Origin of the sequence: Paenibacillus sp. FSL W8-0426 (genome assembly GCF_037969725.1) — a bacterium.
Taxonomy (GTDB): Bacteria; Bacillota; Bacilli; order Paenibacillales; family Paenibacillaceae; genus Paenibacillus; species Paenibacillus hubeiensis.
Genome location: NZ_CP150203.1, coordinates 6,678,971 through 6,703,886, shown reverse-complemented (window position 1 = coordinate 6,703,886; position 24,916 = coordinate 6,678,971). Strand labels below are relative to the sequence as shown.

The 24,916-nt window shown below is 55.0% G+C and carries 17 protein-coding genes; 11 read left to right on the top strand and 6 right to left on the bottom strand.

Going from position 1 to position 24,916, the window contains the following annotated elements:
• Positions 1-58: 58 nt before the first annotated feature.
• The 5 genes from MKY59_RS30260 to MKY59_RS30240 all read right to left on the bottom strand — a co-directional run bounded on the left by MKY59_RS30260 (position 59) and on the right by MKY59_RS30240 (position 5,203).
• Positions 59-517: a GNAT family N-acetyltransferase gene (locus tag MKY59_RS30260; RefSeq protein WP_339275248.1), complete on the bottom strand. Its 459-nt coding sequence runs from the start codon at positions 515-517 to the stop codon at positions 59-61.
• On the bottom strand, positions 514-1,434 hold the full coding sequence (locus MKY59_RS30255) for a D-alanine--D-alanine ligase (RefSeq protein ID WP_236413464.1): 921 nt from the start codon (positions 1,432-1,434) through the stop codon (positions 514-516). Before MKY59_RS30255 ends, MKY59_RS30260 begins: the two co-directional genes overlap by 4 nt.
• Before the next feature lie 50 nt (positions 1,435-1,484).
• On the bottom strand, positions 1,485-2,939 hold the full coding sequence (locus MKY59_RS30250; protein WP_339275246.1) for a PLP-dependent aminotransferase family protein: 1,455 nt from the start codon (positions 2,937-2,939) through the stop codon (positions 1,485-1,487).
• Between the two features lie 860 nt (positions 2,940-3,799).
• Positions 3,800-4,543 (bottom strand): SDR family oxidoreductase, encoded by a 744-nt coding sequence (locus MKY59_RS30245; protein WP_339275244.1) that lies wholly within the window; start codon positions 4,541-4,543, stop codon positions 3,800-3,802.
• A 282-nt stretch (positions 4,544-4,825) separates the two neighbouring features.
• Positions 4,826-5,203, bottom strand: a complete 378-nt coding sequence (locus MKY59_RS30240) for a MerR family transcriptional regulator (RefSeq protein WP_236413458.1) — start codon at positions 5,201-5,203, stop codon at positions 4,826-4,828.
• A gap of 393 nt (positions 5,204-5,596) precedes the next feature.
• On the opposite strand from MKY59_RS30240, the gene MKY59_RS30235 reads away from it, so the two are divergent.
• The 9 genes from MKY59_RS30235 to MKY59_RS30195 all read left to right on the top strand — a co-directional run bounded on the left by MKY59_RS30235 (position 5,597) and on the right by MKY59_RS30195 (position 21,659).
• On the top strand, positions 5,597-6,811 hold the full coding sequence (locus MKY59_RS30235) for an AraC family transcriptional regulator (protein WP_339275240.1): 1,215 nt from the start codon (positions 5,597-5,599) through the stop codon (positions 6,809-6,811).
• Between the two features lie 49 nt (positions 6,812-6,860).
• Positions 6,861-7,910 (top strand): ABC transporter substrate-binding protein, encoded by a 1,050-nt coding sequence (locus tag MKY59_RS30230; protein ID WP_339275238.1) that lies wholly within the window; start codon positions 6,861-6,863, stop codon positions 7,908-7,910.
• Between the two features lie 320 nt (positions 7,911-8,230).
• Positions 8,231-9,091 (top strand): alpha/beta hydrolase-fold protein, encoded by an 861-nt coding sequence (locus tag MKY59_RS30225; protein ID WP_339275236.1) that lies wholly within the window; start codon positions 8,231-8,233, stop codon positions 9,089-9,091.
• Positions 9,092-9,227: 136 nt separating this feature from the next.
• A complete protein-coding gene (locus MKY59_RS30220) occupies positions 9,228-10,013 on the top strand; it encodes a 2,3-dihydro-2,3-dihydroxybenzoate dehydrogenase (protein WP_339275234.1) in 786 nt (261 codons plus the stop codon).
• Between the two features lie 25 nt (positions 10,014-10,038).
• Positions 10,039-11,370, top strand: a complete 1,332-nt coding sequence (gene dhbC / locus MKY59_RS30215) for an isochorismate synthase DhbC (protein ID WP_339275232.1) — start codon at positions 10,039-10,041, stop codon at positions 11,368-11,370.
• 2 nt (positions 11,371-11,372) lie between these two features.
• Entirely contained in the window at positions 11,373-13,007 is a 1,635-nt protein-coding gene (locus tag MKY59_RS30210; RefSeq protein ID WP_339275230.1) for a (2,3-dihydroxybenzoyl)adenylate synthase, read from the top strand.
• A gap of 60 nt (positions 13,008-13,067) precedes the next feature.
• Positions 13,068-14,075, top strand: a complete 1,008-nt coding sequence (locus MKY59_RS30205; RefSeq protein WP_339275228.1) for an isochorismatase family protein — start codon at positions 13,068-13,070, stop codon at positions 14,073-14,075.
• Between the two features lie 35 nt (positions 14,076-14,110).
• A complete protein-coding gene (locus tag MKY59_RS30200) occupies positions 14,111-21,316 on the top strand; it encodes an amino acid adenylation domain-containing protein (protein WP_339278501.1) in 7,206 nt (2,401 codons plus the stop codon).
• Between the two features lie 106 nt (positions 21,317-21,422).
• Positions 21,423-21,659: an MbtH family protein gene (locus tag MKY59_RS30195; RefSeq protein ID WP_236413446.1), complete on the top strand. Its 237-nt coding sequence runs from the start codon at positions 21,423-21,425 to the stop codon at positions 21,657-21,659.
• Positions 21,660-21,742: 83 nt separating this feature from the next.
• On the opposite strand, the gene MKY59_RS30190 is transcribed toward MKY59_RS30195, so the two are convergent.
• The gene (locus MKY59_RS30190; protein ID WP_236413445.1) at positions 21,743-22,447 is read right to left on the bottom strand and encodes a 4'-phosphopantetheinyl transferase superfamily protein; all 705 of its coding nucleotides are present in this window, start codon (positions 22,445-22,447) and stop codon (positions 21,743-21,745) included.
• Positions 22,448-22,610: 163 nt separating this feature from the next.
• On the opposite strand from MKY59_RS30190, the gene greA reads away from it, so the two are divergent.
• Positions 22,611-23,090, top strand: a complete 480-nt coding sequence (gene greA / locus MKY59_RS30185; protein ID WP_236413444.1) for a transcription elongation factor GreA — start codon at positions 22,611-22,613, stop codon at positions 23,088-23,090.
• A 396-nt stretch (positions 23,091-23,486) separates the two neighbouring features.
• Entirely contained in the window at positions 23,487-24,842 is a 1,356-nt protein-coding gene (locus MKY59_RS30180) for a sodium-dependent transporter (protein ID WP_236413443.1), read from the top strand.
• Positions 24,843-24,916: the final 74 nt, after the last annotated feature.

Genomic DNA, 24,916 nt, shown 5'->3' with positions numbered 1-24,916 from the left:
AGCCCGTTTCCGGCATGATGTCCGGGAGCGGGCTTTTCATTAGAATAAGATCCGTTTATTAAACGTGCTGCGGAACTCGCAGTGTTTTGCTGAAGCCGGTACTGCCGTCTGTATATCCCATCGCGCGATAAAACTGGTGGGCAGCCTGGCGCTCCTCGCGGTTGGCGCTGTTCAGGGACAGGGAGAATACGCCCTGCTCCGCTGCCCATTGCTCAGCGGCTTGAATCAACCGGGTGCCGATGCCCGAACCTCTGAACTGATCATGCACGATCAGTGCCATGATGCGGCAATGGCGTCCGTTTTTTTCATACATATACGAGGTTTGCAGACCGATTAGCCCAATGGCGCGTCCCCGTACTTCGGCGACCAGTGTAGTAAAGTTTGCGTCTGACGCAAGATGGCGGTAGCGTTCGCTCATTTCGGCATAGGTGGTTGGATAACCAAGTTGATCCATGAGAATAACCATATCCTGTATATCGTTTTCCGTACTGTGCCGTATGCTGACATCCAGACTCATGCCAATGCAGCCTCCTTCGCCCGTTGTTTCAACGATAAATCAATAATGGAATCTAGCAAACCCGCAAACGATAAACCGGCCGCTGCCGCGCTTTTGGGAAGCAAACTGTTGCTGGTAAGGCCAGGGAGGGTATTCACTTCAAGCACATAAGGGATGCCGTCCCTAATCAGCATATCGACGCGTGCATAGACGCTGCATTTTAAGGCCCGGTAACAGGCGAGAGCCGCCGCTTCCACGCGCTGATGCAGATCGGCCGGAAGTTCGATAACCTGTTCGACGGCCCCGCCGTCGCTGTATTTGGCTTCATAATCGAAGAACGTTGCGTTCGTGCGAATAGACAGGACCGGAAGCATACGGCCGTCAAGAATGGAGCAGGTGATCTCGTCGCCCTCGATATATTGCTCGATCATCACCGTTTCGTCCCAAGCCAGAGCTGCTTCTACCGCAGAGCGCAGTCCTGCTTCTTCACGCACGATCTGCGTGCCGATGCTGGAGCCGCCCGAATTGGGTTTGACGACGACCGGGTACGACAGCTGTTGTACCGAAGGCCCGGACAGTTCATCCAGGCTGCTCACTTGCAGCCATGCTCCGGTGGTTACGCCCGCATGTTGGATAATACGTTTGGACAAGTCTTTGTCCATGCACAGGCTGCTCGCGAGCACGCCGCATCCCGTATAGGGTACGCCGAGCGATTCGAGCGTGCCTTGTACGGTGCCGTCCTCCCCGTATTTTCCATGGAGAGCAAGCAAGGCCACATCCAAACCGGCTGCTTTGTCAATGAGATCGCGTTTGCTGTTAATCTCCACCGGGACGACCTCGTATTTTTGCCTGTCGAGATGGGCAATCATCTCCTTTCCGGTCAGCAGGGAAATATCCCGCTCCGAAGATGTTCCGCCCATAATCACGCCCACTTTCATGTAATGCCCTCCCTTATGATTTCGGGTGCACGTTCTGCACCCATGTCGGATCAGCGCCATTTGGCCGCTATTTCACCGATAATGCGAATGCCTTTGCGTATGTTTTCGTCGCTCACCCTGGAGAAGCCGAGACGCATGGTGTTCTGTCCCTGGCCTTCCTCCAAGTAAAAAGTATCGCCCGGCATAAAGGTAACCCCTTTTGCCTTGCATGCTTCCAGCAGCTCTCGCGTGCTGAACGCCTCAGGGAACTGAACGAACAAGTGAAGTCCGCCTTCCCCGGATATTCTGCACATGGGCAGATGCTGCTTAAGACAGCGCACGACCAGCTCGTATTTGCGTTTGTATTCGGTGCGTGCCCGTTTCAGGTATTTCTCGAAATGGCCATTGCTTAAATATTGATAAAGCAATGATTGATCCAGCGTCGAGGTATGGATGCTTCGCGCACGCTTCATGCTTTCCAAAAAGTCGATTAATGCTTGATCAGCGATTATCCAGCCTACTCGCAGCCCCGGAAACAGCACCTTCGAGAAGCTGCCCAGGTAGATCAGTCCAGAGCCCTTGCCAACACTTGTAATCAGCGGGGAAACGTGCGATCCGGAATAGCGCAGTTCTTCGTTGAACCCGTCTTCGATGACCGGCACCTTGTACTGGTTCATAAGCCGGATAATCTCGGCCCGCTTGGCCGGTGAGGTCACGATGCCGGTCGGATTGTGATAGGACGGGACGAGATAAGCCAGATCGTACGCATCCGAAGCCAGCTTGTTTTCCAATTGCTTTAAATTCAGCCCATCGGATTCCATATCGACGCCTGTGAGCTCAAACTGATGGAGCCTGAGATTTTTAATGGCCGTATGGTGCGTCGGATTTTCGCATAATGCCCGGCCGCTTCGTTTGCGCAAAGCGCTCAGCACGAGGTCAAAACCCTCGGTGAACCCGTTGGTGATCAAAATATCTTTGCCTTCCAGATCGACGCCTTTGTTTTCCATGTATCTGAGCAAATATTGCATCAAGGGGCGGTAGCCTTTGGCATACCCGTAATTAAGCAGAACTTCCCCTTCCAGCGACATGCGGTCGAGAAAGGCCCGTTTCACGTTATGCAGGTCGAATAGCTTCTCGTCCGGGGCGATGCTGGTAAAGGAAATCTCGCCTCGCTCCGCTCCGGATCCGTGCTTCATCAGGTCAAGCTGTTCAGCTTGAAGGGCGTAGTCGCTGACACGGTCAGACCAGTCCGGTTCCCAGGGCGGCGTCTCCGTTTCCGGGGTCCCGATGGAAGGACTGACGTAGTTGCCCTTTCCTTTGACCGCATAGATCAGCCCTTCTTCCTCCAACTCGGCATAGGCGAGCAGGACGGTGCTGCGGCTCACTTTCATGAGGGTGCTTAGTTCACGGGTGGAGGGAAGCTTTTGCTTCGCCTGCAGGCCGCCTTTGAGCATCAACCGTTTCATGTAATCCTTGACTTGTATATATACAGGGCGGTCATCCGTCAACTGCAGATCGGAATACATCCCATCACTCCCTTAATGGTATCTTGCCATATTATAAACCCGCCAGAAAGAACCACGATACCTCCGATTCTGTGCCGGAGTGGTCCAGGTTATACAGGCACGACAAAAAGCCCTGGCTTCTGCCGGGCTGATGACGACTGCTTGCTTATTTCTAGAATTCTAACGCTATAAATTCCCACTTCTCGTTATCAGGCTACATGATCTGGATTCGATAGCTATCTGTCCCTCTGATTCGTGCTACATGGATGGCTATATTGAAACTTAAATCTTGCTTGCTAAGGGAATGTGGCATTGCTATGGTAAATCTATGGTACTACTACATTCGTTCTAATGGGTCTTCCAATTGTTGTCGAATGGATGGGAAATCTGAAAAACTATCACTGAACGACCGATATGCGCGCTTTTCACAGCGTTCAGTATGAAAAAGAGGGCCAACCTGGTTAGTTCAAATGAACGAAGTTGATAAAAAGACATGTGTCATAGTGCCCAATTTCTTCCTCATACCCCTATAGTACCACTTTAAATCAGGGAAGTTAACCACTATTTTGAAATTTTTGTCGCAAAAATTGAAATTAGCGTGAATTTTGACTCTTTATCCTATGAAATGACATGTTCGCGGCTACCGCTGGAATCGTAATTATGTATTTCTTTAGCTTTGTATTTTGGGGTTGTTTGGGATCCAGATTCCCTACTGACATGATACCCCCGATTGATTATCGACGACTGGCTGCTTTAACTTGCAAGGTGTTTTGATCCCAGTCTCATAGACGGGGATCAGTTTTCAAAAATCTTACCAGGTTTTTAGTACAAAGTCCTTCCCGGGCAAGCTTAAACTACTTGCCCTTTTGGCGGTCACAAAGTTATAAGCTTTGAGATGTGGGGCGGACAATCAGTTCATTAATGGTTACGTTAGTCGGCTGCTGAATGGCAAATAGTATCGTTCTCGCAATGTCGCTTGGGTCAAGTTGACTCCATTCCTGGCTGCCCAATTTCTCCAATGCCGGATAAATGGAGTTATCGGTAATGGTACCGTACAGCTCGGTCTCCACCGCACCGGGGGAGATGAGTGTTGTCCGAATATTTTGTGTGGATCCCAATTCGGTTCGCATACCTTCTGTTAAAATCCTTACAGCGTGCTTGGTCGCACTATAAATAGAGCTTGAAGGGAAGATGATATGCCCCGCAATGGACGAGAAATTAATGATATGTCCCTCATTACGTTCTTCCATATGTTTGTACACTGCCGCCATCCCATAGAGGACGCCCTTAATGTTCACATCGATCATTCTCTCCCATTCGTCGACTTTCAAATTTTTGAAGAACGAAAGAGGCATGATCCCCGCATTATTAATCAAAATGTCAATTTGTCCATAGACTTTAATCGTTTCATCCGCCAATGCTTCCAGATCAACACGCGAAGTGACGTCAGTCACCTTGTAGCTGGCTTCACCTCCAGCGTTACGGATTTCTTCTTGCAGCTGCTGCAATCGGTCTTCACGGCGAGCGGCAAGCATGACTTTAATGTTGTGTTGAGCGAGAAGTTTCGCCGTGGCCGCTCCCATTCCGCTGCTTGCACCTGTAATGATTGCTACTTTTGTGTTCATATGTACTTCTCCTTTGTTCTTGGTTTAGCCACTCATCGTTGGCTTGCTTCAAGGTTATCAATTAGAGTTTAATATAAGTCAAGTCTCGAATATTAAATAATTTGAATAGGCGGAATTCCCATAAATTCGTGGTATTTTTGATGATACAGGACATGAAATGGAAATTTCAAGGGAATAAAAGCGCAAAATATATTAGAGCTCACTCTAATATAAGCACCAAAAAAGACGCGTCCCCATCGGGGAAACGCGCTCCATTTTAGAGTGAAATCTGCAAACCAACATCTAGGGCAGCATCTTGGCCAATCCTTTTTCCTGCATGTCATAAAGTGCCAGTTTGTAATTGATTTGCTCCAAATATTTAATGGTTTCCGAGAGGTCCTTCTCCACTTTTTCCTTGTGCATAAGCATCATTTGTTTACGTATCTCAAGGGTGCTCTCGCCTTCTTGGTATAAATCCACGTATTTCCTGATCTCGGCAAGCGGCATGCCCGTCGCTCGCAGCGCCAAAATAAAATTCAGCCATTCCATACTCTCTTCGTCATACAATCGATTGCCACTCGAATCGCGCTTGACGTATGGCAGAATTCCTTCCCGTTCATAAAATCGAAGAGTATATGGGGTAATTCCGGTTTTCTCCGAAATTTCTTTAATCGTGGACATCGCTTTCTCCTCCAGTCATCAAAGTAAACTCTAACCTTTTTCCTTCATTCATTTCCATATTACTGGCATTAATAGCTGAGATTATTAAAGGGATTCTCATTTAATGGCGAATTCAACAAACGTTCACCTTGGAGTTTACTGTATGGATTAATATGTATTCAATACAAAATTCACAGAACAATGAAGCCATGGAGGATGAAATCAGCGCGTCCCCCTTTCCTGTAAGCTTCTGATGCTGATGCCATCAGGTGTGTTATTTTTTCCATATATGGATTGACTGAGATGAAAAGAATATGATAATTTTATTGATAATGATTATCATTTTCGTTATGAATGATATCACAGTTTTATCGAATCTTCATACTCATCAAGCAGATCGAAAGGAGTGGCCACATGTTACTGGAGGATGGTTCGCGGTCAGACGGTTCCGTGCCTGCTGCCGGCCGCAGCCCCAAGACGGATCTTGCCAAGGTGAAAGCATATATGGATGAACACTTCGACCGACCGCTGACGATTGCCGATCTGGCACAGGAAGCCAGCATCAGCCCGAAATATTTCGTGGATCTGTTCAAAAAGACGTACGGGCAGAGTGCAATGGAGTATTTGACGGATCTCCGGATCAACCGGGCCAAACGTTATTTGAAGGAATCAGGCCACAAGCTGCGGGACATTGCGCTCAAGGTAGGGTATAGCGACGAGTTCTATTTCAGCCGGAAGTTCAAGAAAGAAGTGGGCGTGTCTCCTTCCGATTATGCCAAGACGGCTCGCAAACGGATAGCAATCTGCTCCTCCTGCGTGACGGGACAACTGCTTGCCCTGCAAATCATGCCTGTCGCCGCACCTATTGATCCCAAGTGGACGGCTTATTATTATAATGCGCATCGCACAGACATCGAGTGCCATCTTAAGCTGACAGACCCGTATACGAGCTGGCGGTTCGATACCAATGTCGAAAGGTTGGTCCACATTCGTCCGGATGCTATTATCGGCACGGACCAGATCAGCGCGGCCGATCAGGACAAATTGAGGAAAATTGCGCCATGCTGCATCGTGCACAGAAACAACCCGGATTGGCGCGGCGAACTACGCACGATTGCCTCGTTCCTTGAGCGGGAGGAACAGGCCAAGCAATGGATTGAACTTTATGATCGCAGGGTGGGCCAGGCACGCGAAGCCGTACAAAAGGAGGTAGGCCGCGAAAAGGTCGCCGTCATCCGTGTTTACGGACAGTATTTATATTTCTATAGCAATCCCGGCATCCGAGAGGTGCTGTACCACGATCTTTGTTTAGATACATTCCCTGACGTAAGGGCAAACGCCCCTTTGACGCTAGAGCAGCTGGCAGAGCTGAATCCGGACCGGATTATGGTGATGGTGTGCCCCGAGGCGGCTTCACGTGCACATTGGCTCAGTTTGCAGCATGCTCCTGCATGGCGCGGGCTCAAGGCTGTGCGTCAGTATAAAGTACACCTGATCGCAGGCGACCCCTGGCTTGATTATTCTGCGGTCGGGGTGATGCGTATGCTGGAAGAAGCTCTGCTGATGTTTACGGGATATTGTCCAAATCGGCATCTGGATACCGTCCATGGCGATTCCCGGGCGACATGACATATAATCCTTCTATCTAAATGAGAATGTTTATCAAGGGGGATGTCCAATGTTTCAACAGAGAAAAAAATCCGTTCATCGGTCGGGTGCTCGCACCTTCTGCAGCACCCGAATCCTGATGTCGCTGGTGTTGATTTTAATGACAGGATTGCTTGCTGCTTGCGGTTCGGGTTCCGAGTCGGGCGAGACCCGAAAGGAGCAGCAGACCGCGGAAGCAACCACCCCGGCATCGACGGAGACGGTTGTGGAGGAAGAACAGCCGGCAGAAAAGGCCAGCGAACGAACGGTGCAGGATGAACTGGGGCATGATGTCGTAGTACCTGCCAAGGTGGAGCGTGTGTTTGCCCCCTATCTTGAAGACTCGCTGCTGACGCTCGGCGTCAAACCGGTAGCCCAATGGGCGGCAGGTACGCAGGGGCACGTTTATTTGCAGGACCAGTTAAGCGGGGTGCCAACCCTCGATTTCTCCAGCGGATTGCCTTCGCCGGAAGCGCTCATGGCGTACAATCCGGATTTCATCATTTTGCATACGGCCAACTATGCGGAGAACGGCGTTTATGAGAGCTACTCCAAAATCGCGCCGACCTACGTGTTCAACAATGCATCGGGCGATGTGGAAAAATCGCTGGAGATCATTGGTGACTTGCTGGGCAAGACGGCTGAAGCCAAGCAGGCCATCGAAACGTACCATGCCAAGGTGGATGCAGCCAAAGCCGAAATCTCCAAAGTGGCCGAAGGTAAAAAGGCGGCGATCATTCGGTTTGCTCCGCGCGGCATCAGCATGATGGGCGGAAACTATTTCAGCGGCTACGTTGTATATCAGCAGCTTGGTCTGGGCAAGCCTGCTTTGGTTGAAACGGAGAACAGCGCGATCGTATCGACGGAAGTGCTGCCGGAAATCGATGCAGACTACATTTTCACCGTGGAACAAGGCGTGGGCAGCATGAAGGAAATGACCGATACCGCCGTCTGGAAGAGCATGCCCGCAGTCAAAGGTGGAAAGGTGTACAACGTGGATCCTGCGCCATGGCTTGGCAGCGGGCTGATTGCGTACGGTCACGTCATTGACGACACGTTGAAAGCAATCACACAGCAGTAACCATCAGGAGAGCTTAAGTTCGGATTGGTCCAAGAGATCTCGTGGACCTTAGCATCGCAAGGTATACAACCAATGGCCCCCACAGCAGAGGGAACGAAGGCATTTTCCGTTCTGTCTGCCTGTGGCCGGGCTTTTTTTCATGCAAGTAAAAGGCACGCATTTGAATCGATCGGATCAAGATATGGAGATAGTCAAAATCATTTCTGGATATCGTCCATGGGAGCACCTGCATGACTCTCTTATAATTGGTAATGAGAATCAATCTCATATAAACGATCGTTGTCTTATATAAGCCGAATCACAAGGAGGAACCACCTGCAATGACGTTTCAACCCGACTCTTCCCTTACCGGAACCCTTAACCCGATTGCCCGCAGTACCATACTCGTACCGCGTTCCGAACAATGGACCATGACATCGCAATCCGGCAGGCATGCCTACCGAATCATGGTGCACCAACCGGCAGAACCGCCGCCGCCAAATGGTTATCCGGTCATTTATTTGCTTGATGCCAACTCCGTGTTCGGCACGATGGTTGAAGCGGTACGCATCCAAGGCCGCAGGCCGGAAAAGACCGGAGCCCTTCCTGCGATCGTCGTAGGCATCGGCTACGAAACGGCAGGTCCGTTTTCTCCGCATCGGTACTACGACTTCACGCCGCAGGCGACGACGGCGTACACCCACAAGTCGGATGGGACGCCCATTCCGGAACAGGGGGGCGCGGATGCGTTTCTGGATTTTATCGAGCAGGAGCTGAAGCCGGACATTGAGCAGCAGTACCGAATCGATCGCAACAGGCAGGCCATTTTCGGCCATTCGCTTGGCGGGCTTTTCGTGATCCATGCGTTGTTTACGAGGCCGGGTGCGTTTCGGTACTACATTGCAGGCAGTCCATCGCTCCATTGGAACCAAGAGGTGATGCAGTCGGAAGAGCGAAGGTTCGTTGAACGAATGAAGGAGGAGCCGGTCGACGCGAGGGTCTGGATCGGCATGGGGGAGCATGAGAAAACCCATCCCGCGCGAAACAACGACAAGGCCTCCAGCCTTGCCGACCGCTTATCCTCGTTAAAGCTCACGGGGCTGGAGATTAGATATACCGAGTTCGAGGATGAAAACCATGTTTCGGTGCTTCCGTTTCTGATTAGCCGTACGATCCGTTTTGCCTGCAGCCCGGAGAGGTGAGAATTGCGGCGGATGGAGAGTGGCGGAGGGATACACGCAAATGAAGGAACCGATATGAAGAGGGAGCACGAGCAGGGATAAGGGCTGCAAATCAGAGCGGGAAGCTGAATCGATACAGAGAAATGGAGGATGTCTGGTGAGTTATACGGGAATCGAGGGCAAAGTGGTATTGGTTACCGGAGCAGCCCAAGGCATAGGTGAGGCCGTAGCCAAGGCGTTCGCTGCACAGGGAGCAGTCGTGGCGGCGGTTGACCTTCAGGCAGGACGGCTTGAGCTGTCGGTTACCGACCTGCGTGCTCAAGGCTGCCGGGCAGCCGCTTATCCAATGGATATCTCCGATCGTATGGCTGTGGAGAATGGCGTTGCTTGCATTGAAGAGGAGCTCGGGCCGATTGGCATGTTGGTGAATGCGGCGGGGATTTTGCACATGGGCAGAGTGGGCCAACTTAGCGATGAGGAGTGGCTGCGAACCTTTGAGGTGAATACGCATGGCGTATTTTACGTATCGCGCGCCGTTGTGGCCAGAATGGCTGCAAGGCGGGGCGGGAGCATCGTCACTGTCGGGTCCAACGCCGCTGCCGTACCGCGAATGCACATGTCGGCGTATGCGGCTTCGAAAGCGGCATCCACCCAGTTTACCAAGTGCCTTGCGTTGGAACATGCACGGGACCATATCCGCTGCAATGTGGTGTCGCCCGGCTCGACTGATACCGAGATGCAGCGTTTATTGTGGAAGGACGAGCATGGCGCAGAAGCGGCCATTGCCGGCTCGCTGGATGCGTATCGATTAGGCATTCCGCTGAACAGGCTGGCCGATCCGGCGGATATTGCCGATGCGGTGCTTTTCCTCTCATCCGACCAGGCCAGACATATCACGATGCATGACATGCGCATCGATGGAGGCGCCACACTTGGTGCTTGAAACCAAATCCAAGGAGATGATGAGAATGTCCAAAGCAAGTGCTGTTGCTGCGACTTCCGCGCTTCGCCTGTTGGAGCAATACGAAGAAGGCAAATCCTTTTTCTGGTCATCGCCGCTGCATACGATGCTGGCTCAAGGGGAATGGAAAAGGTTGTCTGATGCGCCTTCTTCGTCAATAGGGGGCAATGCTCTGGATACGGATGAACAGCCCAATCCCGGCTTGCGGTATGACGAGCCGATTCAAGGTCTGTTGCATCGGATTCAGGGGCTGCTGAACGAGGCGAAGCAGGCAGGGGGAGTAAACCCGGTTGCGGTTGGAGCCATCCCTTTCAATCCGCGGCGTGCTGACGTGGAACTGTATGTTCCCGAAAGCGTGCAGTGGGCGGAGCCGCCTGCAGACTCGGACCGCATGCGCGAGAGGCTGCCGGCAGCAGGGAATTGCAGCATTGAAGAAGAGCCGGCCGCGGCGGTCTATGAACAAAGCGTACGGAGCGTCCTGACCCGTCTGAATGCAGGAGAACTGAGCAAAATCGTTCTGGCACGCACCCTGTGCGTGACGTCGGAGACGCAGGTGGATACGCATCAACTGCTGCGTAACCTCTTTAGGGATAATGCGCATGGTTACACATTTGCCGTCCCGATGCGTAAATCGCAATTACCAAAAAGTATAGTAACAACGGATAATCGCGTCATTAGTGTGGGCGAAAAAGGCAAACCACGGACGTTTCTCGGAGCAAGTCCGGAGCTTCTGGTCACCCGGACCGGAACGAGGGTGAGAGTCAATCCCTTGGCGGGTTCGGCTGCACGCAGTGGTGACCCGGAAGAAGATCGACGCCGTGCTGAAGCTTTGCTGGCGTCAGCCAAGGATCGTCACGAGCACGCCGTCGTCATTGATGCGGTTGCGGCTGCATTGCGCCCGCTGTGCAAAGAGCTGAGCGTGCCTGAGGAGCCATCGCTCATTCAGACGAGTACCATGTGGCACCTCTCCACGGATATTTACGGAGAGCTTGCCGATGGGGCAACAACATCGTTGGAGCTGGCTTTTGTCCTTCATCCGACGCCGGCCATTTGCGGCACGCCCGTGGAAGATGCACGCGATGAAATTCAGGCACAAGAGCCGTTTGACCGGGGGCTGTTCACCGGAATGGTCGGCTGGTGCGACAGCAGGGGCGATGGCGAATGGGCCGTTGCGATCAGGTGTGCCGAAGTGCAGGGTCATCAGCTCCGGCTGTATGCAGGAGCTGGAATTGTCCCTGGCTCCACGTCGGAAGCAGAACTTGCGGAGACTGCGGCGAAATTTGGCACGATGCTGCGTGCGATGGGATTGCAATCAGCAGGAGCTACAGGGGAGGAATGAGCATGCTGCCAGGATTTCAGGGTTGGCCGGAGGAACTCGCGGAACAGTATCGCCAGGCGGGTTGCTGGGAAGGCATCACGTTTGGCGAGATGCTGCATCAGCGGGCGGCATTATATGGCAATCGGGTAGCCGTTATTGGCGACGATGGAGCGTTAACTTATGAAGGGTTGAATGAACGGGTGAATCGGCTCGCCGCAGGGTTTCATGCGACGGGTATTCGAAAGCAGGATCGGGTCATCGTGCAGCTGCCCAACATCACGGCTTTTATTGAAGTGATATTTGCGTTGTTTCGGTTGGGAGCATTGCCCGTATTTGCTCTTCCATTGCATCGGAAAAGCGAAATCGCATATTTTGCCCGCTTTGCCGAAGCGGAGGCATATGTCATTCCGGACATCGACAGCGGTTATGATTACCGCGGGCTGGCCGGAGAGGTTCAGACGGAAGTACCCGGGCTTCGGCATGTCATCGTTGCCGGAGAGGCCGGTCCATACACGGCGCTATCCGATCTGTACGTTGAACCGGTCGCTTTGCCGGAAGCGGAGCGGCCGCTCAGTTCCGATGTGGCCTTCCTGCAGTTGTCGGGCGGCAGTACGGGTTTGCCCAAGATGATCCCTCGCACGCACGACGATTACATCTACAGTCTGCGCAGAAGCGTGGAGGTGTGCGGTTTGAGCCCGGACAGCGTGTATTTGGCCGTACTGCCGGTCGCCCACAATTATCCGCTCAGCTCGCCGGGTATTCTGGGTACGATCTATGCCGGAGGCCGGGTCGTGCTTTCCCGCGGCTCCAGTCCGGACGAGGCTTTTCCGCTGATTGACAGGCACCAGGTGACGATCACCGCCCTCGTGCCTCCCTTGGCGCTCGTATGGCTTAACGCCGCGTCCGCTAGAGGGAAGAGACTCCCTTCGCTGCAAGTACTGCAGGTGGGCGGAGCCAAGTTCAGCGCTGAAGTGGCAGGACGTGTGAAACCGGTGCTGGGATGTACCTTGCAGCAAGTGTTCGGCATGGCCGAAGGGCTGGTAAATTATACGCGGCTCGACGATCCCGAGGACGTCATTATCCATACCCAGGGCAAACCGATGTCGCCGTACGACGAGGTGAAAATCGTGGATGACGAGGACGTTGAGGTAGAACAGGGGCAATCCGGGCATTTGTTGGCACGGGGAGCTTACACGATACGCGGATATTACAAAGCCGAGGATCATAATGCCCGTTCTTTTACGGCGGACGGGTTCTACCGGACCGGGGATATTGCCAGCTTTACGAAGGATGGATATCTCGTGGTCGAGGGACGCGCGAAGGACCAGATCAACCGTGGCGGCGACAAAGTGGCTGCGGAGGAAGTGGAAAATCACCTGCTGGCGCATGGAGGGGTTCACGACGCTGCCTTGGTAGCCATGCCTGACGATTATCTGGGCGAGCGCTCGTGCGCTTTTATCGTTCCGAACGGAGAAGATGGGGCCATGCCGACAGCGACAGAATTACGTTCATTCTTGCGTGAACGCGGGCTGGCTGCCTACAAAATTCCCGACCGCTTCGAATTCGTGAAGTCTTTCCCCAAGACGGGCGTAGGCAAAGTCAGCAAAAAGGCGCTGCGCGAGCGGTTATTGCACCCATCTTCCTTTGTCCAATCCTAAACGTTGGTCATGCGATCATGGATGGATGAATCCAAATTTATGCTGAAAAGAGGGATATTCATGGGACTACCAGTGATTAAGCCATATGCCATGCCTACTGAATCGGAGCTTCCTGTCAACAAGGTGGCCTGGACGCCGGATGCGAAACGCGCAGTGCTGCTGATTCATGACATGCAGCAATATTTCGTGGATGCTTTTACGGCCGGGGCTTCTCCCGTTACCGAATTGATCGAGCATATAACACAGCTTCGCTCGAAGTGTCACGAGCTCGGCATCCCTGTCGTGTATTCGGCCCAGCCTGGCGGACAGACGGCGGAGCAGCGCGGCTTGCAGCTCGATTTCTGGGGGGCGGGCATCGACGGCGGTCCGGTGCAAAAGCAGGTCATCGAACAGCTGGCGCCTGCTCCGCAGGATACGCTGATGACCAAGTGGCGTTATAGCGCTTTCCAGAAGACCGACTTGCTGGAATGGATGCAGGAGCAGGGGCGCGATCAGTTGATCATCTGCGGCATATATGCCCATATCGGCTGCCTGATGACGTCCTGCGAGGCATTCATGAAAGATATCCAGGCGTTTCTGGTGGCGGATGCGGTCGCCGATTTTTCCGCGGAGAAGCATCGCATGGCACTGACGTATGCTGCCGAGCGCTGCGCGGTCACGCTGACCACGCAGCAAGCGGCCGCTGCGCTGGGCTCATCCGCCGGCACGGTTTACGGTACCGGGGCGAGCAAAGGTAGCGGACAGAGCGGACTGGCAGGCGAGCCGCCCATTGCGAACGCCGAGGTTCTGGACGTACATGCGGCCGCATCGGCGACGCTGCATGAACTGCGGAGCCAGGTAGCGGAAATGCTGCAGGAGCAGCCGGAGCACCTTGGCGACCAAGACGACCTGATCCAGGTGTGGGGATTGGATTCGATTCGAATGATGAGCCTGGCCGAGCGCTTCCGCATGGTGGGCAGAGACGTGAGCTTCGTGGATTTGGCGGAAACCCCGACGCTGGCAGCATGGGCAAGCCTGATGAATGCGGGAGCGCCGCATAAAGTACTGCCGAACGGAGATTACTTTTGAGCCGGGCTGCGAAGCTCTCTCCCCGCCGCAATGCCATGATGCCGTTGTCCTCCGCCCAAGCCGGCATCTGGTATGCGCAGCAATTGCACCCGGATAATCCGATGTACAACACCGGCGAATACGTCGTGATTCAAGGGCATGTGGATGCCGCTTGTTTCGAGGCAAGCTTGCGCCAGGCGGTTGCCGAGGCCGAATCGCTGAACATGGTGTTTGGCGAAAATGAGCAGGGACCCTGGCAGGCGCCAAACGGCGGCTCAGAGGAATGGCCATTCCATGTCATCGACGTACGGAACGAACCGGAACCGAACGAGGCGGCATGGTCTTGGATGAAACGGGATATGGAACAGACCGTCAATCTCGCCGTCGGTCCGCTTTTCGGGGAGGCGCTCTTCCGCATCTCGGACGACTGTTATTACTGGTATCAGCGCGTGCACCATATCGCGATCGACGGTTATGGCGTCTCGCTCCTTGCACGGCGGGTGGCCCAGCTGTACACGGCAATGGTGGACGGCAGGGCAAACGATGAAGCCGTGCAGACTGGAATTTCTTTTGGCCCGCTATGCTCCGTTCTGGACGAGGATGCCGCCTATCATTCATCCGACGTCAGGGAGCGGGACCGGCAGTTCTGGTTGGAACGGTTCGCCGATGCGCCGGACATCGTGAGTCTCGGCGAAGGCGCGCCGCGAACGGCCGACAGCTTCCTGCGCGAGAGTGCCGTGTTGTCCCACGCGGATCGCGAACGGTTGCAGTCCGCGGCTTCGCGGTACGGCGTAACCTGGCCGGATCTGCTCGTAGCCGCGGCCGCCGTCTACGTACAACGCATGACCGGGACGCAAGATGTCGTTCTGGCGCTGCCTGTCATGAGCCGTTTGGGAACGTCATCTTTGCGGGTGCCCGGCATGGTGATGAACGTGCTGCCGCTTCGCCTGAACGTGGAGCCGGAACAACGGCTGGACAGTCTCTTGAAGCAGATCGTGCAGGAGATCCGCAACGTGCGCAAGCATCAGCGATATCGTCATCAGGACCTGCGCAGGGACCTGGGACTTCTCGGAGAACATCGCAGATTGTTCGGCCCGATGATCAACGTGATGCCTTTTCATCATGAGCTGAACTTTGCCGGGCAGCCCGGTATGATCCACAATCTATCGACAGGGCCTGTAGACGATCTGGCCATCCATGTGGTGGATCAGGGGCATGGTCATGGACTGCGCGTTGATATGGATGCCAATCCGTTGATCTATGGCAAGCAGGAGCTGCGGTCGCATCAGCTCCGATATTTACGCTTGCTCGACACCATTGTTCAAGAAAACGCCGCAGACCAGCCGGTCGGCAATCTGAATGTACTGCTTCCGGCAGAGCGGAAACAAGTGCTTGAAGGGTGGAATGCGACCGATCAGGGCGTTCCCCAGCTGCATTCGGCAGCCATGGTCGAGCAGCAGGTTCGCCGGACGCCTTCCGCGGAGGCCGTAACCTGCGAGGGCCATACGCTGACGTATGCCGAATTGAACGAACAGGCCAACCGTCTCGCACATGCGCTGATCCGCCGTTTTGGGGCTGGTCCGGAGAAAATCGTGGCTATTGCCCTTCCCCGATCGCTGAATGTGGTCGTAGCAATCCTGGCGGTTCATAAAACAGGTGCAGCTTATCTTCCGCTTGACCCGGATTATCCGATAGATCGGCTGAACTACATGTTGTCCGATGCCGAACCGGCATGCCTGATCACGGTGGAGCACAGTATGCCAGACCGTTTGCGCGATATGCAAGTGTCTGTCATGCGATTGGATGATCCCGCCGTTCAGGCCGAGCTGGAAGAGCAGCCCGACTGTAATCCCGAGCAGGAGGATCGGACGGTTCCGGCATCGTTGGAGAATCCGGCATACATCATTTATACCTCCGGTTCCACCGGCAAGCCGAAAGGCGTAGCCGTGACCCATCGGGGGTTGTCCAACCTGCTTCAGGACATGCGTGGCCGCCTGAAGGTAGGTCCTCATGATCGCTGGATGGGCGTTACCACGATTGCGTTCGACATCTCGGTCATGGAGGTGTTCCTGCCGCTGGTTACAGGCGCGCGGCTCGACTTGGCACAGAAGGAAACGATTCTTGACCCGGCTGCCCTTGCCCGGCAAATGAGGGAGAAGGGAACGACCATCATGCAGGCAACCCCGACGTTATGGCAGTCGCTGGTGAACAGCCGTCCCGGACGATTTGACGGATTGACGGTCATTACCGGCGGCGAGGCGTTGACGGCCGAGATGAAGCAAGCGTTGGAGGAGATGGGCTGTCAGGTCAACAACCAATACGGCCCAACCGAAACGACGATCTACTCCACGGCAGGACGCATGAAGCCGGAGCATTCCGGCAAACCGTCGATCGGCGGTCCGGTCGGGAATACCCGCCTTTACGTGCTGGATCAGGGGCTGCAGCCAGCGGCGCCGGGCGTAGCCGGTGAATTGTACATCGCCGGAGATGGACTTGCTCGCGGTTATCTGGGCAGACCGGACCTGACGGCCGAGCGCTTCGTTGCCGATCCGTACGGATTGCCGGGCAGCCGGATGTACCGTACGGGGGACCTGGCCAGATGGCTTCCCGATGGGGAGATCGATTATTTGGGACGCGCGGATCATCAGATTAAAATTCGCGGCTTTCGCATCGAGCTTGGCGAGATCGAGTCGGTGATCGCAAGGATTCCGGGCATCGCCCAGGTCACGGTCATGGCGAGAGAGGATCAGCCCGGGCAGCGACGGCTGGCTGCCTATGTCGTTGCGGACGAGGCCTCCGGGCATGTGGAACTGACCGAGCTGCGCAGCCGCGTGGCCGAGGCATTGCCTGACTACATGGTACCGGCTGCATGGATGCAGCTGCCTGAAATGCCGCTGACGCCAAATAAAAAGATCGACCGCAAACGCCTGCCAATTCCATCCGTCCTGTCCCCATCCCAAGGCAGGGACGCGCGGACGCCGCAGGAGCAGATGATCTGCAGCCTGTTCGCGGAAGTGCTTGGCGTTGCCCGAGTCGGCATCGACGACGATTTCTTCGCGCTTGGCGGCCACTCCCTGCTCGCGGGAAGAGTGACGGCACGCGTGCGTGATATATTCGGCGTCGAGCTGAACATCGGCGTTCTGTTCGAGTCTCCGACGGCGGCCGCCCTGGCAAGAAGGCTAGATCATGCCCAGACGGCACGGCCATCCATTCAGCCGATTTCCCGGAAGGGCAGCATTCCGCTGTCTTTTGCGCAGCAAAGGTTGTGGTTCATGTATTGCCTGGAAGGACCCAGCCCGACCTACAATATCCCGCTTGTGGCGCGGTTGTCGGGCGTTCTGAATGAAGCCGTCCTGCGTGCGTCGCTGCAGGACGTCATCGATCGGCATGAGCCGCTGCGAACGCTATATCCGCGACAACTGGGCGCAGCGAGCCAAAGCATTTTGCCGAAAACCGACGAGCGTACCCGCATTCGATTTGAGACCGTTTCGGCCAAGGAGGATATGCTGCCAGGTTTACTGCTGCAAGCCTCGCGTTACAGCTTCGAGCTGTCGGAGGAAACCTGCCTCCGCGCAACGCTATTCAAGATCGCTCCAAAGGAGAATGTGCTGCTGCTGCTGCTCCACCATATCGCAGGCGACGGCTGGTCGCTATCGCCGCTCTTGCGGGACGTATCCGAAGCATATCGGGCAAGGCTGCTGGGACATGCGCCGGCATGGAGCCCGCTGCGCATTCAATATGCCGATTATGCGGCATGGCAGGGCAGGCTGCTTGGCGACGAACAGCGTGCGGACAGCCTGATCGCGAGGCAGCTGGACTACTGGAAACATCATCTTGACGGTCTGCCGGAGCAGGTGACGCTGCCTGCCGATTATGCCCGTCCGGTCGTATCCAGCTATGAGGGCGATACGGTTCCGTTTGCCATCGGCCCTGAGCTTCACGGCCAGCTCATGGCATTGGCACGCGAGAATAAGGTCAGCCTGTTCATGGTGCTGCATGCCGCCTTGAACGTGCTGCTGACCCGCATGGGTGCAGGCACGGATATCGTGATCGGAACGCCAATCGCCGGCAGGAACGACGATGCCCTCGACGAGGTGGTCGGCATGTTCATCAACACACTTGTCCTGCGTACCAGCACTCTGGGTGACCCAACGTTCCGCGAATTGCTGGAACGCGTGCGTACCGTGGATCTGGGGGCATACGAGCATCAGGATCTGCCGTTCGAGCGGCTGGTGGAAGTAATCAATCCTCCGCGTTCCCGCGCCAAACATCCGTTGTTCCAAATCATGCTGGTGCTCCAAAATACGCCGGACACCCCGCTTGATCTGCCGGGAGTTACGGCAGAAACGCTGGTGCATGGCGTTGGCGCATCCAAGTTCGATCTGACGGTCGAATTGACGGAGCAGCGCGGGCATGACGGCTCGCCAGCTGGCATATCGGGCGTGCTGGAGTATAGCACCGACCTGTTCCGCCGCTCCACGGCAGAAGAAATAGCTGTACGGTTGCGGCAAGTGCTGGATCATGCCGCATGGCACGCGGATGCGGCCATCGGCTCCTTCCCGGTGATCACACCGAAGGAGAGGGCTGCGCTCCAGCAAGAATGGGCGAGCCAAATCGATGAAACGGAGCAAGCAAAAGCGACCATTGCCGAACGTTTCGAGGTGCAGGCGGCCGCTCATCCGGACCATGTCGCGCTGATTCATGGGGAGCAGCACATCTCATACCAGGAGCTGAACGATCGTGCCAACCGGCTCGCGAGGCTTTTGATCGCCGAGGGCGTCGCTCCCGAGCAGATGGTTGCGCTCGCGCTGCCGCGGTCCATCCATATGGTGGTCGGCATTCTCGCCGTTCTGAAGGCAGGGGGCGCGTACCTCCCCCTTGATCCGAATTATCCGGAAGACCGGCTGATTCACATGCTGACCGACGCGAATCCCCGCGTCCTGATTGCCATCGGCGGGGTAAGGGCGCTGCTTCCGAACGTCGAATCGGTGTCCTGCATTCTCATGGACGATGAGGAAACTGTTAAACGATTGAACGCCCAACCAGCTCGTAATGTGTCTGACGACGAGCGTAACGGCCGCATGTCGCCGTTCAGCCCGGCCTACATGATTTATACGTCGGGATCGACAGGCAAACCAAAAGGCGTGGTCATACCCCAGCACAATGTCATTCGGCTGTTGGATGCCACGCAGCATTGGTATCAATTCGATGCAAGCGATACGTGGACCCTGTTCCACTCCTATGCTTTTGATTTCTCCGTTTGGGAAATCTGGGGGCCTTTGTTGCACGGCGGACGCCTTGTCGTTGTTCCGCACGAAATCAGCCGCTCGCCCGCAGCATTCCTTCGTTTGCTCGCCGAAGAGCGGGTAACGGTATTGAACCAGACGCCGTCCGCTTTCTACCAGCTGATGCAGGCGGATCGCGAGGAGCCTGCCATCGGAAGGGAGCTGTCGCTGCGTTACGTCATTTTCGGCGGCGAAGCGCTGGAACTGGGACGGCTGGACGATTGGTACGCACGCCATGCCGACGATGCGCCGAAGCTGATCAACATGTACGGCATTACCGAAACGACGGTACATGTGAGCTACAAGGAACTGCATCGGGGCAGCGCGGACGAAGGGGCAAGCAGCTGGATCGGTTGCGCGATTCCCGATCTGCGGGTGTACGTGCTGGATGAGCGGCTGCAACCGGTGCCGACCGGAGTCGCGGGTGAGATGTATATAGCCGGAGCAGGCCTTGCGCGCGGATATTGGAACCGGCCGGAGTTGACTGCAGAGCGATTCATCGCCGATCCGTACGGACCGCCGGGAACCCGGATGTACCGGACGGGCGATCTGGCGAAACGCCTGCATGACGGATCGCTCGATTATTTGGGCCGCGCGGATCAGCAGGTGAAAATTCGCGGTTTCCGGATCGAACTGGGCGAAATTGAGGCTGTATTGGCCCGCCATGCGAGCGTTGCTCAGGCAGCGGTCGTCGTGCGGGAGGATCAGCCTGGAGACAAGCGCCTCGTCGCGTATGTCGTGCCCGCAGCGGACAACGCATCGCCGCCGGAGTGGGCTGCACTGCGTCGCCATGCATCGGCAAGTTTGCCGGACTACATGGTGCCGTCGGCAGTGGTTGTCATGCAGGCGATCCCGCTGACGCCGAACGGCAAGCTGGACCGCAAAGCCCTGCCGATGCCGGAGATGCAGCTCGCCGCGGGCGGCAGGGCACCGCGTAATCCGCAGGAGGAGATTCTTTGCGACCTGTTCGCCGAGGTATTGGGCCTTCGCGGTGTAAGCATCGACGACAGCTTCTTCGAACTGGGCGGGCATTCCCTGCTGGCCGTGCGTCTTATGAGCCGAATTCGGGAAGCGCTCGGCAAGGAGCCGGGCATCGGCATCCTGTTCGAAACGGCGACCGTGGCAGGTTTGGCGGAGCGGCTGAAAATGGATGGCGAATCGGGCACGGGTTCGCTTCAAGTGCTGCTGCCGCTCCGACCACATGGGGAGCAGTCGCCATTGTTCTGCATCCATCCTGCCGGGGGACTTAGCTGGTGTTATGCCGGGTTGATGAAGCATCTTGGCATGGATGTTCCGATTTACGGGTTACAGGCCCGCGGCATCGCCCAAGCCGAAGACCTGCCGGCCACGCTGGATGCGATGACGGCGGATTACATCCGCCACGTTCGTTCCATCCAGCCGCAAGGGCCATATCGCCTGTTGGGCTGGTCGCTGGGCGGCAATGTCGCCCAAGCCATGGCCGTGCAGCTGCAGGCCGAGGGAGAGGAAGTCGAGCTGCTGGCCATGCTCGATTCGTATCCGAGCCATTACTTGCCGATCCGGGGCGAACCGGACGAGGAAGAGGCGCTGACCGCCTTGCTGGCACTGGGCGGATACGATCCGAACAGCATCGGCGATGCGCCGCTGGACATGTCTACGGCGATGCGCATATTGCGCAGCGAGGGCAGTGCGCTGGCCAGCCTCGACGAGGAAACGATCATGAAGCTGCGCAGGACATACGAAAATTCCGTGCGCATCCTGGGCGAATACAAGCCGTCGCGCTTCGATGGCAAGCTGCTTTTCTTCCGTTCCACCATCATTCCCGATTGGTTCGACCCCATCGATCCCGAGATGTGGAACGAATATGTCGGCGGCGGCATGGAGCGCCACGATATCCATTGCAGGCACAAGGACCTGTGCCAGCCCGGGCCGCTTAAGGAGATATGCCGCACACTCGCGGCCAAACTCGATGCACTGGGCAAACGCAGCGACGGCTAAGTTCAGCCGAAGCGGATCTCCGCTCGCCCCTTGGACGGGCGGGGCAAAGCCTTGCGTTTTGAATCCGATCCATTTGCTTTTATACGCTTTAAAGGGGGATACACCTATGACGAACCCGTTTGAACGGGAGGATGGCAACTACGTGGTATTGATGAATGACGAGGGCCAATATTCGCTCTGGCCGGCATCCATTGAGATTCCGGCGGGCTGGACGATGATGCTGGGCAAGGCCAAACGGCGGGTTTGCCTGGACTATATCGCCGAGCAGTGGACCGATCTGAAGCCGCTCAGCCTATGTGACGAGCAGGGCGCGCCTGGTATGGTACACGAGGGTGCGAATTGAGAAGCGCGCCACGAGGAATTTGATTCGCTATCGGCAATGGAACGATGTGAAGTTCAATATGAACCAGGGGAACGATGCGCATATCAACGCACCAGTCCCTCAAGGATTTCTTCCATCGTTACAATCTCCGGTTGTTGCGGAAGCTCTCCCGCGGTCGAGCAGGCTGCCAGCATGTGATTGTCATCCAGACGCTGGCTGAAAAAGCGATACGCCCTGGTTTGGGGACAATGCCAATGCCCGGCTCCGTCGGGCAGGATGGAGAACGACTCCAGCGGCATGGACAACCCTGTGCCAACGGCTTTGATGTAGCTTTCTTTAAGCGTCCATAACCGGTAAAAGGCTTCCAGCCGAGCCGCTGCAGGCAATGTGGCCAAATAGCCGTTCTCTTCTTTAGAGAAAAAACGTTCCGCAATGTGCATGTCGATCGGGGCGATTTGCTCTACATCCACGCCAAGCGGAGCCCGGCCGCCCGAGATAAGTGCGATCCAGCTGCCGGAATGGGATAGGTTGAACGGCACATCGCCATCCGGATCGCGGGTCAGCAGGGACGGTTTGCCGTAGGCATTCTGCGTGAAGGACAATTCATCCGGTCGCAGCCCAAGCTTTTGTCCCAGCGTGACCCTTGCGAGTACTTCCCCGAGTACAGAGCGGTACGCATCGACCCGATGCACGAAGCGGGCCGCTTTTTCCCGTCGTTCGGAAGAGACTTGAGAGAGAAGCAGGTTCCAATGTTCTTCGTTTAGTACCGCTGGGACAGAGAGAATATGCATGTTCATCGTCATTGTCATATGTCATCACCTAACGGTTGTATTCGGCATACGGAAGCGGCTTTCCTTTAAGGAAATGCCCTCCGTTTTACACGGCCTAAATTCTTTTTCACGGGTATTTTACCCGTTTGGAATGGATATAGGTTAGAATAGAAGAAGAATGCACGATTAGGAGATGTGAAATATGGCTAATGATGAAGTTATTTTGACGCAGGAAGGTTTGCAAAAGCTGGAGGACGAGCTGAGGGAATTGAAGACGGTCAAGCGCAAGGAATTGGCTGAGCGTCTGAAGCTTGCGATCAGTTACGGTGACCTGAAGGAGAATAGTGAGTATCATTCAGCCAAAGACGATCAGGCATTTATGGAAACTCGGATTTTGCAGTTGGAGAAGATGCTGACCAAGGCGCGGGTGGTTTCGGCCGACAACCTGAATTCGGACCGGGTGGGCATCGGTTCTACCGTGGTATTAAATGACATCGAGTTTAAGGAAAAACTGGAGTACCAACTGGTCGGTCCGGCAGAAGCGGACGTGGCGGACAACAAAATTTCCTATGAAAGCCCGCTCGGCAAGGAATTAATGGGCAAAGAAGTGGGAAGCGTCATTCACGTCAATGCGCCGATGGGCATCATCAAATACGAGCTGCTTGAAATCAAAACGGTATGACCTGACTTCTTGGGGGCAAACGACCAACTCTTTGGTTGTTCGCCCCTTCTTTATTGTGGTTTGGTTACATTCGCGGCAACTTGTTGTTTAAAGGCAAGGACATTGACCCACACTGCTTTTGAAGAGGGAACATAACGAGACTCTATATTGCTCTCCGAGAACGAAACACGATCCCGGAGGAAACGGATTGTATTTGACCATGGGGAAAAGAAAATGAGTCGCAAAAAGCGCATCATGGCCAAATTTGGTTAATCTGAATAGAGGGCAAGGCAGCATATTTTTGTGCCAAGTCATTGTAATAAAATAACATTTTGACTTATTTCGATTTTTTGAATGACCTGACACGGAGAGTAGTATATAATAACGAAATAAATTTAGGACAGGTGGAGTAGATACATGAATTTAGGTCATTCCAATTTGGATCCAAACAGCTCCGGCAAGGGGGAACGCTTCTCACGCGCAGGTTTCATCCTGGCTGCGATCGGCAGCTCGGTGGGTTTGGGAAATATGTGGAAGTTCCCTTATATCACGGGGGAAAACGGGGGAGCGGCATTCTTCCTGCTCTTTATCGTCTGTCTTCTGTTGATCGGTCTGCCCGTTCTGCTGGCTGAGCTTGCGATTGGACGCAGCGGCCGCGGAAGCGCCGCCACGGCTTTCATCAAGGCAGGCGGAGGCAAGGGATGGCTGGCTGCAGGATTGCTGCAGGTGCTGACGCCGTTCATCATCTTGTCGTTTTATCTCATCATTGCAGGCTGGACCCTGCATTACGCGGTAACATCCTTTAGCGGAGCCTTGTACAACAATCAGGACTTTGCCGGGCAATTCAGTTCCTTTATGGGCGGATACTTGCCGATCGTTTGGCAGCTCGTTTCCGTTCTCATTACCGGTTTGATCGTTGCCAAAGGGGTATCCGGCGGGATCGAGAAATTCAACAAAGTATTGATTCCGGCGATGCTGGTATTGTTGCTCGTGCTGATGGTTCGCGCATTGACATTGCCTGGAGCAGGAGCGGGAGCATCGTTCTTCCTGAACCCCGACTTCTCGCAATTAACGACCGAATCGGCGCTTGTGGCACTCGGACATGCCTTCTTCTCCCTGTCGCTGGGGATGGGGATCTTGGTCACATACGGCTCTTATGTAGACAAGAATCAATCCCTTGGAGCGGCTACCGTCGCCGTCGGCGCGGGTGACTTGTTATATGCCTTCATTGCAGGGCTGATTATCTTCCCGACGACGTTTTCGTTCGGCATTGCGCCTGACCAAGGACCATCGCTCATCTTCATCGCTTTGCCTGCGGCTTTCTCGGCGATGCCGCTGGGTTTCTTGTTCGGCGGACTGTTCTTCGTGCTGCTGGCCATTGCGGCGTTGACTTCGGCTGTATCGCTGCTGGAGGTGCCGGTCAAATACTTTATGGAAAGACTGTCGTGGAGCCGCAGCCGCTCCGTTTGGGTGCTTTCCCTCGCTGTCTTTATCGTAGGCATTCCGGCCGCATTGTCGATGGGACTTATGCCGGAGCTGAAAATCAATGGCACGGACGTGTTCAGCTGGATGGACTTTGTTGCTTCCAACATCCTGCTGCCCATTGGCGGATTGCTGGTGACCATTTTTGCGGGTTACTTCTGGAAAAATGCAGCCGAAGCCTCCGGCTTGAACGCCGGCTGGTTCAAAGTATGGCTGTTCATGCTTCGGTATGTAGCGCCCGTTCTTGTGTTCCTGGTATTGCTGCATACGTCAGGCATCATTCATTTTTAAAACCAAGGGCGGGCAATTCACCCGCACCCTGGACATGTATTGTTCAGTTTTACCAACCATAAAACCTCTTGGAA

What these genes read in the sequence shown, in the direction of transcription:
- MKY59_RS30260 (WP_339275248.1), bottom strand. Translation starts at nt 517, where the DNA reads ATGAGTCTGGATGTCAGCATACGGCACAGTACGGAAAACGATATACAG.
- MKY59_RS30255 (WP_236413464.1), bottom strand. Translation starts at nt 1,434, where the DNA reads ATGAAAGTGGGCGTGATTATGGGCGGAACATCTTCGGAGCGGGATATT.
- MKY59_RS30250 (WP_339275246.1), bottom strand. Translation starts at nt 2,939, where the DNA reads ATGTATTCCGATCTGCAGTTGACGGATGACCGCCCTGTATATATACAA.
- MKY59_RS30245 (WP_339275244.1), bottom strand. Translation starts at nt 4,543, where the DNA reads ATGAACACAAAAGTAGCAATCATTACAGGTGCAAGCAGCGGAATGGGA.
- MKY59_RS30240 (WP_236413458.1), bottom strand. Translation starts at nt 5,203, where the DNA reads ATGTCCACGATTAAAGAAATTTCGGAGAAAACCGGAATTACCCCATAT.
- MKY59_RS30235 (WP_339275240.1), top strand. Translation starts at nt 5,597, where the DNA reads ATGTTACTGGAGGATGGTTCGCGGTCAGACGGTTCCGTGCCTGCTGCC.
- MKY59_RS30230 (WP_339275238.1), top strand. Translation starts at nt 6,861, where the DNA reads ATGTTTCAACAGAGAAAAAAATCCGTTCATCGGTCGGGTGCTCGCACC.
- MKY59_RS30225 (WP_339275236.1), top strand. Translation starts at nt 8,231, where the DNA reads ATGACGTTTCAACCCGACTCTTCCCTTACCGGAACCCTTAACCCGATT.
- dhbC (WP_339275232.1), top strand. Translation starts at nt 10,039, where the DNA reads ATGTCCAAAGCAAGTGCTGTTGCTGCGACTTCCGCGCTTCGCCTGTTG.
- MKY59_RS30210 (WP_339275230.1), top strand. Translation starts at nt 11,373, where the DNA reads ATGCTGCCAGGATTTCAGGGTTGGCCGGAGGAACTCGCGGAACAGTAT.
- MKY59_RS30205 (WP_339275228.1), top strand. Translation starts at nt 13,068, where the DNA reads ATGGGACTACCAGTGATTAAGCCATATGCCATGCCTACTGAATCGGAG.
- MKY59_RS30200 (WP_339278501.1), top strand. Translation starts at nt 14,111, where the DNA reads ATGATGCCGTTGTCCTCCGCCCAAGCCGGCATCTGGTATGCGCAGCAA.
- MKY59_RS30195 (WP_236413446.1), top strand. Translation starts at nt 21,423, where the DNA reads ATGACGAACCCGTTTGAACGGGAGGATGGCAACTACGTGGTATTGATG.
- MKY59_RS30190 (WP_236413445.1), bottom strand. Translation starts at nt 22,447, where the DNA reads ATGACAATGACGATGAACATGCATATTCTCTCTGTCCCAGCGGTACTA.
- greA (WP_236413444.1), top strand. Translation starts at nt 22,611, where the DNA reads ATGGCTAATGATGAAGTTATTTTGACGCAGGAAGGTTTGCAAAAGCTG.
- MKY59_RS30180 (WP_236413443.1), top strand. Translation starts at nt 23,487, where the DNA reads ATGAATTTAGGTCATTCCAATTTGGATCCAAACAGCTCCGGCAAGGGG.